The 12,754-nt window shown below is 67.3% G+C and carries 8 protein-coding genes; 5 read left to right on the forward strand and 3 right to left on the reverse strand.

The annotated features are described in order from the left end of the window. The first annotated feature begins 107 nt into the window (after positions 1-107). Positions 108-1,190, forward strand: coding sequence for an MBL fold metallo-hydrolase (locus VF329_12355; protein HEX7081796.1), 1,083 nt, complete (start codon positions 108-110; stop codon positions 1,188-1,190). A gap of 353 nt (positions 1,191-1,543) precedes the next feature. Here the strand turns inward: VF329_12355 and VF329_12360 are convergent, their stop codons facing one another. Both VF329_12360 and VF329_12365 read right to left on the reverse strand, forming a co-directional pair. Beyond that, the gene (locus VF329_12360; GenBank protein ID HEX7081797.1) at positions 1,544-4,987 is read right to left on the reverse strand and encodes a TonB-dependent receptor; all 3,444 of its coding nucleotides are present in this window, start codon (positions 4,985-4,987) and stop codon (positions 1,544-1,546) included. A gap of 467 nt (positions 4,988-5,454) precedes the next feature. Next, on the reverse strand, positions 5,455-6,447 hold the full coding sequence (locus VF329_12365) for a sialidase family protein (protein ID HEX7081798.1): 993 nt from the start codon (positions 6,445-6,447) through the stop codon (positions 5,455-5,457). Between the two features lie 122 nt (positions 6,448-6,569). Here VF329_12365 and VF329_12370 point away from each other — a divergent pair, with 122 nt between their 5' ends. The 3 genes from VF329_12370 (at position 6,570) to VF329_12380 (ending at position 10,910) form a co-directional block, all read left to right on the forward strand. Then, positions 6,570-8,159, forward strand: a complete 1,590-nt coding sequence (locus tag VF329_12370; GenBank protein HEX7081799.1) for a winged helix-turn-helix domain-containing protein — start codon at positions 6,570-6,572, stop codon at positions 8,157-8,159. A gap of 274 nt (positions 8,160-8,433) precedes the next feature. After that, on the forward strand, positions 8,434-8,574 hold the full coding sequence (locus tag VF329_12375; protein HEX7081800.1) for a hypothetical protein: 141 nt from the start codon (positions 8,434-8,436) through the stop codon (positions 8,572-8,574). Between the two features lie 248 nt (positions 8,575-8,822). Further along, positions 8,823-10,910 (forward strand): beta-glucosidase, encoded by a 2,088-nt coding sequence (locus tag VF329_12380; protein ID HEX7081801.1) that lies wholly within the window; start codon positions 8,823-8,825, stop codon positions 10,908-10,910. Positions 10,911-11,026: 116 nt separating this feature from the next. Here the strand turns inward: VF329_12380 and VF329_12385 are convergent, their stop codons facing one another. Further along, positions 11,027-11,668, reverse strand: a complete 642-nt coding sequence (locus VF329_12385) for an NAD(P)H-dependent oxidoreductase (GenBank protein HEX7081802.1) — start codon at positions 11,666-11,668, stop codon at positions 11,027-11,029. A gap of 109 nt (positions 11,669-11,777) precedes the next feature. Here VF329_12385 and VF329_12390 point away from each other — a divergent pair, with 109 nt between their 5' ends. Then, a complete protein-coding gene (locus tag VF329_12390; protein ID HEX7081803.1) occupies positions 11,778-12,719 on the forward strand; it encodes a LysR family transcriptional regulator in 942 nt (313 codons plus the stop codon). Positions 12,720-12,754 lie beyond the last annotated feature (35 nt).

Genomic DNA, 12,754 nt, shown 5'->3' on the forward strand with positions numbered 1-12,754 from the left:
CCAGGCCGGCGGCACGGCTACACTTACAGGGCGCTGCCGATCCGATGTGCCGGATTGGGCGAGAGGCAGCGACGGGGTCGAATCGAAGCCCGACACGGAGACGCGGAATGAAGATGAGAGTTGCTCTAGCAGTTCTGGTTGCCGGCAGCCTGGCCGCATCGGCCTCGGCGCAACAGCCATCACAGCCTGCCGAGGGCGCTAGGGCGGCCCGTCCCGCCGGCGCGGCGCCGCGGCGTTCGCCGCTTCCGCCGCCCGAGCCGATCGAGCACGTCAAGGACAACATCTACAAGATATTCGGCGGCGGCGGGAACACGCTGGTCGTCGTGCAGGAAGACGGCGTCGTCCTGGTCGACACCAAGATGCCGGGCAACGGCCCGGCGATCCTCAACGAGGTCAAGAAGGTCACCGACAAGCCGATCAAGCTGATCATCAACACGCACAGTCACCCTGATCACGTCGGCAGCAATGACTATATCCGCGAGCAGTATCCGAACGTGCGCATCGTAATGCACGAAGGCGCCAAGGAAGAGCTGAGCGGGCCGCGCGGAAATCCCAACCTCCTGCCGACCGAAACCTTCACGGATCGCATGACGATCGGCTCGGGGGCAGACCGGATAGAGCTTTATCACTTCGGCCCCGGCCACACGAACGGCGATACATTCGTGCTGTTCCCTGCCGCGCGTCTGTTGTGCATGGGCGATGTCATGGCGTGGAACATGGCGCCGTTCCTGCCCGCCGGCGGCGCCGAAGCGATCGCCGAAGAGACCGAGGCCCTCGTCGAGGCCATGAGGGGGAAGGTCGACCTGGTCGAGGAAGGCCACGGGCACATGAATACCTGGGAAGGTCTCGAGCGCCTGGCCCGCTTCAACCGGGCTCTGGTCGACGCCGCGAAGCTTCACTACGACCGCGGAGACCCGCCCGGCATGGCCGTTGCCGACTTGCAGAAGAACCCGGACTTCGCGCCGCTGCTCGATACTCACATCAAGAAGGGGCTCGAATACGGCAACACGCCGCTCGCGCGCGCGCACATGAACGTGAATGTCGCTTATGCCGAGCTCGCCGGTGAGACGATCGGTTTCGGGCTCGCCAACGGCGCGCCGCTGCCGGCCACCGACAAGCACAAGGGCTCCGACCCCAAGGACACGGCTCGGCCGACTCCTGACATGCTCGCGGACGCAGTGGACAAGTAGGCTTGCACCAGGCCCCGAAGCTTCGGCATCGGCATCTCTCCCGCCGCCGCTCGGCGCCGCCTGCAAATGCAGCCGACGATATCGGTCGAGGCCGCTTGCCAAGATCGAGAATGCCGAGCCCGATCTCGGCTGGTTCAGCCTGATGATCCTGAAGCACGACCTCACGGGTGATCCGGTCCTCGAAACGCCGCCGTTCAAGGAGCGTCGCTACCGGATACGCGGCCGCTGAGGCGGCGCCCGCCGGCGCCGTTCATTGTCCATCGGCGTTCACGAGCGGCGAACCAGGCCGCAGAAAAAAAAAGCGGCGGGCCACGAGGACCCGCCGCGAGTTTCAGGACGAAGCGTATCCGAAGCTAGAATCGAACCGCCAGACCCAGGAAGTACCGTCGACCGAGCGTGTCGTAGTAGCCGGCGTCGATGGTGCCGGGATTCGACAGACTGGTGGTCGGGGGTATGCAACCGGGAGCACCGTTGCAGACCGCGCCCAGATCCGTCCCGGGGGGATAGCCCGCGTCCGCGCCTACCAGCTCGGGATCCGTGTCGAACAGGTTCGTGATCCCGCCGCGCAACGACATCGACTCCGTCAGGTTCCAGTTGAACGACAGGTCAAAGATGCTGTAGGCGTCGGTCTCGATCTCCGAGCTCGGCGTGTAGCCCAGCAGAATCCCCTCGCCGCCGGCCGCAACACGCTGGTTGTTCTCGATGATCGCCTGCTGCGCCGCGTAGTCGGCCGTCCAGACGGGCGGCAGGTAGCGCATGCGCAGGTTCACGGTCCAGTCTCTCATCGAGTAGTTCAGCGAGCCGAACAGCCGATAGTCGTACGCGCCCCCGTCCGTGCCCGACAGGTTCGGGCCGAGAGAGCCTGCCCAATCGATTTCCGGGTCGAACGGGGCGGGCGACTGCTTGGTGCGGTAGTAGTCCAGGATCGTCGCCTGCATGTTGAGGCCCAGCGTGCCGGCGAACAGCGGCCGGGTCCAGTTCACCGCGAGGTCCATGCCTGAGGTTTCGATCGTGGCCTGGTTGTCGAACGACAGCGACGTCGTCAGCGGAGCGCCGTTGTTCTGGTCGCGGGGCAGGAGCTGGCACGGTCGCGTGGCGGCTTGCGCAGCCGCCTCCTCCGGCGTGCTGACGATGTTCGTGCCGAAGCACAGGAAGTTCGCGTAGTCGATCGAATACAGCATGATCGCGTCTTCGATCTCCACCTTGTACCAGTCCGCCGTCAGCGTCACGTTGCCGACGTCGGCAACGAGACCGAAGGTCCACGTGTCTGCCGTCTCCGACTTCAGATTCGGATTGCCTTCCTGCAATACCCACGCGAAGATGTCGCCGCTCTCTCCGGTCGCGTCCGATCGGTCGTAGAACTCTACGGCGCCGGTGCTGCCCGCACCGCCCATCAGCTCCTGACAGATCAGGTAGGTGCTCTGCGCGCCGGCTTCGGTCTGGCCGGGCGCGAGCCCGAGGTCCCTCGGATCAGTCTCGTCGGGTTCCTGGTTCGGATCTCCCAGGAGGCCGCGCATGCCGAACGGCGAGTTCGACCGGATCCCGCACGGATCGCCGAAGTTGCCGCCGGCGGTGAAGACCTCCTGCGAGTTCAGGAACAGCTCGCCGAGGTTCGGCGCCCGGGTCGCCCGGTTGAACCCGCCGCGGAAGCGCAGCCTGTCGTTGACCTGCCAGTTCAGCAGGCTCTTCCAGGTGTCCTCCTTGTCGGTGTGCTCATAATCGGAGGTTCGCCAGCCCAGCTCGAGCTCCAGCCGCTGGAACGCCGGCTTGTCCTGGATAACCGGCACCAGAGCCTCCAGGTAGTAGTCGTCCACCGAGGTGGATGCATCGAGGTAGCCGGTCGGATAGACGCCGACGACCTGGTCGGTGAAGGACACCGTCGACTGCAGGATGTCCGGGTTGAACACGGAGCTGTTGCGGCGCTTCTGGTAGCCCGCCGCCAGGCGCACGTCGCCCGCGGGCAGTTCTGCGACCGGCCCCTGGAAGTTCAGCTCGATGATGTCCTGCGTGTTTTGCGTCCGCGTTTGCAGCGTCGCGTTGATCGCATCGAAGCAGTCCTGCGAGAGCGGAGCGTCGCCCGAGAAGAAGGTGTCGTAGAAGCCGGACGTGCACGTGATGTCGGCTGCGCCGAAGTTCGGCCGGATGCTGTTCTCGTTGCCGGAGATCTTGGCGCCGCGGCCGTAATCCGGCTGCTCGATCAGCGCCCGGTAACGCTCGAGGGACAGATTGCCCGCCGCGACGTTATACGTGCTCGACTCGCCTCGCCCATAATAGGCCTCGCCCGTCCAGTCCGCGCCCAGATCGAAGTTGGCGCCCATTTCGATCTGCCAGACCTCGTTCGTATTGAAGGTGCTGCGCGGCGGGAGGCTGTCGTCCGGGTTCCAGTCCGGCTGCCAGCGCCCGGTCGGGTCGATACGGCTGTTCAGCAGAATGGCCAGCTCCACCGGAACCGGGTGCTGGGCGCCCGGTTCACCCGTCGCGATGAAGTCCGGGTTCGCAAACGCGTCCGGATTGTCGCGCACGGCCGTGACGACGTCCGGGTCGGTGTAATCCAGGCTCGGATCGACGGGGCTGTCCGTCGTCGGGTTGTAGGGAATCGTCCCCTCCCAGCCCGCGATCACGCTCGTGCCGAACAGCACCGTCTGCGTCTTGCTTTGAGCGAACGTCGAGCGCGCGAACAGGGAAACGCGGTCGTTGAGGTCGTACGTACCCGAGGCGAAGAACGATTGCCGCTCCTGCGGCGCGCTGGCGAACGCTCGCATGTTGTTCCACTTCAGGCCTTCGTACGTGTCGCCGGGGTCGAGGAAAGTGGAGCCGTCGAGGGCGATCGTTCTGACGTATTCCCGACCGTCCACGGGACCGCGGTACCGGGACAGACCGCCGGCGCCCGTGTTGGCGAAGATCGTGCCGTCCGGGTTGAAGGCGAATTGGGTCTGGAAGTTGCCGTAGCCAAACGGCAGAAAGATGGGTCTGCCTTCGGACGTGTCCGAGAAGAGCGCATTCACGGTGCCGAAATCGGGACAGTTCGCGATGGTCGGCCCGTCCGGGTCGGCCGGGTTCTCGATCCGAGTGTTGCAGTTGTAGCCGTTGATGCCCTGCAGGAACAGGAAGCTCCCCGGTGAGCGCGGATTGCTCCGATACTCGACGTAGGGATCGTGATTGATCTCGTAGGCCGCGTCGCGGTTGTAGCTCTCCACGCCGAGCGCGATGTTGCCGCGGCCGTCGTCGAAGTTGCTGCCGAACACGGCCGAGATGCGCGACTCGTCTCCATCACCGGCCGACGTTGCGCCGTACTGCATGTCGACCTCGAAGCCCTCGAAGTCGTCGCGCAGAATGAAGTTCGTGACGCCGCCGATGGCATCCGCGCCGTACACGGCCGACGCGCCGCCCGTGATCGTCTCGACGCGCTCGATCAGCGCGGAAGGGATGCTGTTGATGTCCGTCCACATCAGCGCGTTGATCGGCACCTGACGCTTGCCGTTCACGAGCGTCAGGCTCCGGTTCGGGCCGAAGCCGCGCAGCGAGATCGTTGCCACGCCGACGGAGTTGATCGGCGTGATCTGCACGTCTTGCTCGGTCGTGACGGGCGAAGCGGCGGGGTTGTACTGCGGCATCTGGTTCAGATAGGACTCGATGTTGAGGCCCGTCTGCGTTTCGAAGTCGTCGTTGTCGACGGTGACGATCGGACTGTTGGACTGAAAGTCCTGGCGCACGATGCGCGAGCCGGTCACGACGATCTCCTCGAGCGATTGGGGCTCTTGCCCATACGCGCTCGAGGAAACCGCAGTCACTGCCATCGACGTGATCGCCGTCGCAACGGATACGGACAGCAAGGATCGCTGTAGCTGCTCTGGTCTTTCGGACATAAAGAACCCCCCCGGTACGCAAGGTACCGTGTTCTTGACGGGATGTTTCCATTCATCGCCGGCATTTGTTGCTCTGGGGCAACAATGGCCGACGCCCCGACCGGCGAGTGTTACAACAATCGGACGCGAATTCAATCAGGGCGTCGCATTATTGTGACACCCGGACGGTCTCGGAGTGAGATGGGGTTTTCCGAAGCGGAAGGTGGAGCGACGACGGGGCGGCGCGGCTGATCAGTCGCGCCGAAAGCGGCGCCTCGTCGATCTAGGTATCGAAGCGGTCGGCGTGAGCGTGATCGGCTCGGTCACGACGCGCGAACGCGAAAGTCAAGCCAGTTTCCTTCGACATAACCGCGATCATCGGCTCGGACGGGACGCGCCCGTCCGGGCCGGCCGCGCCTTCACTCGCGCTTGCGTTCGCTCACGTAGATGTCGCTGGTTCCGCCGACCGGGACTCGGCCGAAATAGAGACGCTTGCCGTCGTGCGACAGCGTTGCGCGTTGCTCGGTGCCGTCCGTGTTGACGACGCCCAGATTGACCGGCGGTGTCCACGGTCCCGGCAGGAACCACGCGAACGACATGTAGACGTCCTGGCCGCCCTTCGGCGCCGGACCCAACGGCGAGCGCGTGCGGTTCGAGCTGAACACCATCTCGTAGCCGCCTTCCGGCCGCTCCCGCACGTTCGGCATCAGGTCGTCGAAGTCCGGCGTGCTGAGCGCCGCGATGGGCTTGCCCGGCCCGAACGTACCGTTGCTGCGCATGACGCTCACGTGTATGTCCTGATTCACGCCGATGGAGCCGTTCGCGGCGTTGCCGTTCGTCGAGTAGAACAGGAAGGTGCCGTACGGCGTCTCGACGAGCGACGGGCTGCGCTCGCCGCCGGCCGTGTTCGGGCCGTCGGGAGCGCATGCCAGATGGACGGGCTCGCTCCAGCCGCCGGCCGGGCTTTGCCGCGAGAGGTAGATGTCGCCGCCGGCGGCCTGTTCGCCCGGGCAAGCACCGGGCCGGGTCGACACGAACAGCAACGAGCGTCCGCGCACGGGCGTCGGGCAGAAGTCGCCGGCAGGCGAGTTGACGGGTGCTTCGAGCTTGCGCGGCTCGGACCACGGATCGCCGACGCGCGTTCGGTCCGCCGCCCAGATGTCGTTCGGATCCTCCCGGCTCGACGCGAACACGAGGCTCAGGCCGTCGGCAGTCTCGATCGGGCACCCGTCGCTCACGCCCGGCTTGCTGACGCCGTTCTCGCCCGGTCCCACGAGCTCGGCCTCTCCCCAATTCGGTGCGAACGGCCAGCCGTGCAGCTTGAAGAGCCAGCCGTGCGCGCCGGCGGGGATCGCGCTCCCCGCCCACACGGCCAGCACGGCCGCCCCGCCCGAGATCGTCTTACGCCACATTGTTGTTCCTCCTTCGATTTGGGTGGCTCGGCTGATTGAGCCGCAGGGCGCCCGGAAAGACATGGCCAAACCATGGAGATTTCGTGGAGAATCGTGGAGGCGGGCAAAAACCGAGGCGTTCGATGCTGTATCGGTTCGGTGATTGCGAGCTCGACATCGAGCGCTTCGAGCTTCGCCGTGCCGGTCGGCGCGAGCCGCTCGAGCCGCGAGTGCTCGAGCTGCTCGCTTACCTCGTCGCGAATCGCGACCGCGTCGTCACGCGCCGCGAGCTGAATGAGCACGTGTGGCACGGCCGGGTCGTCACCGACGCCGCGTTGAACAGCTGCATCAAGGCCGCGCGCGCCCACATCGGCGACGACGGCAAGACCCAGATCCGGATACGTACCGTGCACCGCAAGGGCTACCGGTTCGTCGGCGATGTGGTGGAACGGAACGGCAGCCCCGCGCCCGCGGCGCGCGGCGATGTCGAGCCGATCGTGGCCGCGGGCGACCGCCTGGACGGACTCGAGCTCACGCTGCCGAGCCAGCCGTCGGTGGCCGTGTTGCCGTTTCGGCTCGCGGGCGACGAGCACGCGCATGGCGTGCTCGCGGACGGTCTCACGCACGAGGTGATCACGCGGATCGCGCGCGCACGGTGGCTCTTCGTGATATCGCGCGGTTCCGCGTTCAAGTTCCGCGCGGGCCCGTACGACGCACGCGACGTCGGCCGCGCGCTGGGCGTCCGTTACGTCGTGCAAGGCGAGGTTCGCGCGGTGGGGGACGAGATCAGCGTTCGCGCGATGCTCGCCGACGCGGTCAGCGGACAGGAACGCTGGGCCGAGCATCTGCGCCGGCCGCTGCGCGACGTTCTCACGGTTCAAGAGGAGATGGCCGAGCTGATCGTCGGCTCGGTGGAATCGGAGGTCGAGCACGCCGAGCGGCAGCGGGCGGCCGTGATCGCGCCGGCGAACCTCGACTCGTGGAGCGCCTACTATCGCGGCTGCTGGCACATGTATCGGTTTACCGCGGCGGACTACGAGCTCGCGGAACAGTGCTTCCGCCGCTCGATCGAGCTCGACCCGCGCTCGCCGCGCGCCTACGCCGGCTTGTCGTTCATTCATTGGCAGCGCGCGTTTCTCGAGCTCGCGCCGGACCGCGCCGCCGAGGAGCGCCGCGCGATCGGCTTCGCCGAGGAAGCGTTGATGCTCGACCCGCGCGATCCGCTCGGTCACTGGGCGCTCGGCCGCGCGTATCTCTTGAGCCAGGATCTCGGCGAGGCGGTCGACGAGCTCGAGACCGCCGTAGAGCTCAACCCGAGCTCCGCCGTCGGCCAGTACTCGCTCGCGTTCGCATTGATGCAAACGGGCGACTCTCGGCGCAGCAACGAGGTCGTCGACAAGGCGCGGCGTCTGAGCCCCTACGACATGATGACGTTTGCGATGTACGCCGTGCGCGCGCAGAACCTCGCCGTGCTCGGGCGGTATGCGGACGCCGCCGCGTTCGCGACGCGTGCGGCGCGGCAGCCGAACGCGCACTACCAAGTGCTCGCGATCGCCGCGTACTGCAACATGCTGGCCGAGAACATCGAGGCGGCGCGGACGTTTTACAGGGAGCTGCGCACCGTCCGTCCCGCGTACGCGAGCGCGGACTTCTTCCGGGCGTTTCGGCATCAGCCGCGGGACAATGCCGCGTTGATCGAGCGGGCGTTCCGGCAGCTCGAGCGGCTGCGCTGAAGGCGCGCGACACCGCCGTCGAAAGCTCTTGCCGAAAGGGGGGCTTTCCCTATAGCCGTCCCCCACCGATGAGTTCTACCTTTCTCGAGGAAGCCCGAGGATGCCGGCCGGGACAGACCGCGCCCAGCGCGTTCGGCGGTCAAGACCGGCGGGCGGAAACGGCTCGCCATTCGAGGGTTGCGGGCCATGCTGCGTCGCTTCGCATTCGATCTACTCCATCTCCGAGGGCGACGCAACGCCCGTCTCGGCGGGAGCCGTTTGGCTCGACGAGGAAGTGGAGACGCGAGAGGAAGGCATCGAGCGCCTCCAAGACTTGATCGTCGCGAACGTCGACGCCGCGAGGCCGGCGATCCGGAGGCTGCTCGGCCTGCCGCCGTTGGAGCGAGCGCCGTTGCCGGAAGGCGCGGAAAGATGAAGACCCTGGGCGCGCGCGCCATCAAAGGTGAAGAGCGCGTTCCTCTCCAGGGCGACCGCCGGCTAACCGACTTGATGTGTCGGTCATCGACTCTTCCGATTCGAAGGAGATGAAGCATGGCAACCGACGCTCAAATGCCCGAGCCGAAGCAGCGTGAAGCGACGCCGCGGTCGATCGCGGCCGAGACACCGGCGAGCGCGCACGCCCACGAAAATGCGGACGCGCGGGCCCGAGAAATCGAGCAGCAGATGACCGACGACGAGCGCTTTTCGCTCGTCATCAGCGTGCTCGGCCACGTGCCGGGGGGCTTCGCCGGGGGGCGCGACCCGCGCATTCCCGAAGACGTCGAGAACATGAGCGCCGGCTACACGCCCGGCGTGCCGCGCCTCGGCATTCCGGCGATCCAGAGCTCCGACGCCAGCATGGGCGTCACCAATCCGGGCTACCGGCCGGACGACGAGGGCGCCACCGCATTCCCGTCGCTGATTGCCCTGGGTTCGAGCTTCAACCCCGAGCTCGTGCGCGCGGGAGGCGAAGCCATCGCCCGCGAGGCGCGGATCCGGGGCTTTAACGTTCAGCTCGCCGGCGGCTGCAACCTGGCGCGCGATCCGCGCAGCGGCCGCAACTTCGAGTACTACTCCGAGGATCCCTGGCTCAGCGCGGTCCTCGCCGCCGAGCAGGTGAACGGCATCCAGAGCCAGGGCGTCGTCTCGACGCTCAAGCACTACACGCTCAACTGCAACGAGACGAACCGCCACTGGCTGGACGCGATCATCGATCCCGACGCGCACCGCGAGTCGGACCTGCTCACGTTCCAGATCGCGATCGAGCGCTCGCAGCCCGGCTCGATCATGAGCGGCTACAACAAGATCAACGGCGAGTACGCCGGCGGCAACCATCATCTCCTCAACGAAGTGCTGAAAGGCGCCTGGGGCTACAAGGGTTGGGTGATGTCCGACTGGGGCGCGACGCCCGAGTGGGAATTCGCGCTCAAGGGGCTCGATCAGGAGTCGGGCGTCCAGGGCGACCGCGTGATGTGGGGCAAGGAGCCGTTCACGCAGGACCTCAGGGAGGCATACGCCAGCGGCAGACTGCCCAAGGAGCGCCTTTCCGACATGGTGCGCCGCATCCTGCGCTCGCTCTTCGCCGTCGGCGTCGACAAGTGGGGACCGGCCCCGAAGGTCGACATGGCGAAGCACCACGAGATCGCGCTGGAAGGCGCGCGCCAGGGCATCGTGCTGCTGAAGAACGAAGGCGTGCTGCCGCTGCCGACCGATAAGCCGCTGAAGATCGCCGTGATCGGCGGCTATGCCCAGCAAGGCGTGATCAGCGGCACGGGGTCGGGCGCGGTTGCGCCGGTGGGCGGCTTCGCCGGTGTCATCAAGATCGGCGGCGCGGGCATCATGGGGAAGCACCGTAACCTCTTCCTGTCGGCGCCGTCTCCGCTCGACGAGCTGAGGAAGCAGTTTCCGCAAGCGCAGCTCGACTTCGACCCTGGGTACACACCGGCGGAGGCGGCGTTGACGGCGAAGCGCTCGGACGTGGTCATCGCGTTCGGAATTCGCGTCGAGGGCGAAGGTTTCGACATGCCGGACCTGTCACTGCCGTGGGGGCAGGACGCAGTGATCGACGCGGCGGCGAGCGCGAACCCGAACACGATCGTCGTGCTCGAGACCGGCAACTCGGTGTCGATGCCGTGGCGCGACAAGGTGAAGGCGATCGCGCAGGCGTGGTACCCGGGCCAGGCCGGCGCGCAGGCGATCGCCGAGGTCCTCGCCGGGACGGTCAATCCATCGGGCCGCCTGCCGATCACTTTTCCCGCAAGCCTCGATCAAACCCCGCGACCCGAGCTGCCGGGGCTCGGAACGCCGTGGGGCAGCGCGGTGACCATCGGGTACAACGAGGGCGCCGAGGTGGGCTACCGCTGGTTCGCACTGAAGAACGAACGGCCGATGTACGCGTTCGGTCATGGCCTCGGCTACACCACCTTCGATTACGACGATTTGAAGCTCGACGGAGGCGAAACGATTACCGCGAGCTTCACCGTGAAGAACACGGGCAAGCGCAAGGGGGCCGACGTTCCGCAGCTCTATCTGACCGAGGCGGCCGGGGACAAGCGCATGCGCCTGCTCGGCTTCGAGCGCCTGGAGCTCGAGCCGGGCGAGTCGCGGCGCGTCACGCTCGCCGCCGATCCCCGATTGCTCGCGCGCTTCGACGGGAACAGCGGCAAGTGGAGCATCGCCGACGGTACCCATCGGGCGGCCGTCGGCAAGTCGGCAATGGATCTGGTGCTGACCGGCGCAACGCGACTGTCCGCGCGGCAGTTCGGCGTGTAGGCGTGCCGGGTCGATCTGGATAACCACCGCGCGGGCGGCGGCGAGGCGCGGCGTCGCAATGTACGCCGCTCGAAGAACCTCGCTGCGCTCGGCCGGTGCGCTACACCGCGAACCGCTCAGGCGGCGGCCGAAGCCTGCGGCACGCGCTCGGGCGCGATTCCGGCCGCGATCGCCGCCTGGGCCGCCGCCATCGCGGCCTCCCGCGCGTCCGGTCCGAAGCCCATCTTCTCCGCACGCACGAACGCCACGTCGTCGATGCCCATGAAGCCGAGCAGGTGCTTCAGATAGGGCTCCTGGAAGTCGACCGCGCGAGCGGGGCCGTTCGTGTACTCGCCGCCGCGGCTCTCGACGACGATCGCGCGCTTGCCTTCGAGCAAACCGCGCGGCCCGGCTTCGGAGTACGCAAACGTCTCGCCGGCTCGCAGCACGTGATCGAACCACGCGCGCAGCGTCGTCGGCATGCCGAAGTTGTACATCGGCGCACCGATCACGATCACGTCGGCCGCGCGCAACTCTGCGATCAGCGTGTCGGAAAGCGCGCGCGTGCGGCGCGCGCCCGGCGTTGGCGCATCACCGCGGGCGAGGCCGTCGAGCGCGTCGGCCGTGAGGTGCGGAATCGGCTCGCGGCCGACGTCGCGCTCGACGACGGACGCATGCGGCGCTTCGCGCTCGAGCGCCTCGACCACGCTGCGGACCAGCACCCGCGAGGCCGCGTCGTTGCCGGACGCGCTGCTGTTGATCACCAGAATGTTGCTCATGCTGCCTCCTTGATCGATGAGTGGCGAGCATGGTGATCCCGCGGACCGCTGGCAGGTAGCCCTCCAACGCGCAACCCGGTGTCGCGAATCGAGCAACACGAAGGCGGCTATGATCGGCGAGGAGTCGCTGCAAGTGCGACAATGCGACCGCCACCCACGCATCACGAGGATCGCCGCCGTGCTCGCCCTGGAGGATCTCGAAACCTTCGTCGCCGTCGCGGACACCGGGGGCATGACGCCCGCCGCCCGTCGCCTCGGCCTGTCCAAGTCGATCGTCAGCCGGCGCCTGCTGCGCCTCGAGGGGACGCTCGGCGTTCAGCTGTTGACCCGCACGACGCGCGGCGCTGCCCCGACCGAAGCGGGCGCGACGTTTCGCGAGCACGCGGCACGCGCGCTCGCCGAGCTCGACGCCGCACGCGACGCTCTGTCGCCGGACGGCGATCTGCGCGGTCTGCTGCGCATCGCGGCGCCGCTGTCGTACGGACCGACGCATCTCGCGCCGGTGCTGGCCCAGCTCGCGTGCCGTTATCCGCGGCTGCAGATGCACGTGTCGTACAGCGATGAGATCGTCGACCTGATCGGCGAAGGCTATGACGCCGCCGTGCGGATCGGCTCGCTGCCCGACTCGTCGCTCGTGGCACGGCGAATCGCACCGGTGCGTGCTCACGTCGTCGCGAGCCCCACGTACCTCGAAAGGCATCGCGCACCGCAGTCGCTCGACGAGCTGCTCGAGCACGAGGCGGTGCTGTTCAGCACGCTCACGTGGCGGCTCACCGACCGCGGCAAGCCGGTGACGGTGCGCCCGCGCGGACGCTTCCGCGCCGACAACGGCATGGCCGTGACGGCGGCCGCGCTCGCCGGCGTCGGCATCGCGCTGCTGCCGGATTTCCTCGCCGATTCGCATCTCGAGACCGGCGCGCTGGTCGAGCTGCTGCCGCAGCACGCGCCGCCCGACGTCGCGATCTACGTCGTGCGCCCGCCGGGCGCACGGGCGCCGCGCAAGGTCGCGGTGCTGACGGAGCTGATCGTCGAACGGCTCGGCAAGCGATAAACACGGCCGCGGGCCTCGCCGGGACTCTGCCGGCG

Source organism: Gammaproteobacteria bacterium (assembly GCA_036381015.1).
Lineage (GTDB): Bacteria > Pseudomonadota > Gammaproteobacteria > Steroidobacterales > Rariloculaceae > ZC4RG20.

What these genes read in the sequence shown, in the direction of transcription:
- VF329_12355 (HEX7081796.1), top strand. Translation starts at nt 108, where the DNA reads ATGAAGATGAGAGTTGCTCTAGCAGTTCTGGTTGCCGGCAGCCTGGCC.
- VF329_12360 (HEX7081797.1), bottom strand. Translation starts at nt 4,987, where the DNA reads ATGGCAGTGACTGCGGTTTCCTCGAGCGCGTATGGGCAAGAGCCCCAA.
- VF329_12365 (HEX7081798.1), bottom strand. Translation starts at nt 6,447, where the DNA reads ATGTGGCGTAAGACGATCTCGGGCGGGGCGGCCGTGCTGGCCGTGTGG.
- VF329_12370 (HEX7081799.1), top strand. Translation starts at nt 6,570, where the DNA reads ATGCTGTATCGGTTCGGTGATTGCGAGCTCGACATCGAGCGCTTCGAG.
- VF329_12380 (HEX7081801.1), top strand. Translation starts at nt 8,823, where the DNA reads ATGACCGACGACGAGCGCTTTTCGCTCGTCATCAGCGTGCTCGGCCAC.
- VF329_12385 (HEX7081802.1), bottom strand. Translation starts at nt 11,668, where the DNA reads ATGAGCAACATTCTGGTGATCAACAGCAGCGCGTCCGGCAACGACGCG.
- VF329_12390 (HEX7081803.1), top strand. Translation starts at nt 11,778, where the DNA reads ATGATCGGCGAGGAGTCGCTGCAAGTGCGACAATGCGACCGCCACCCA.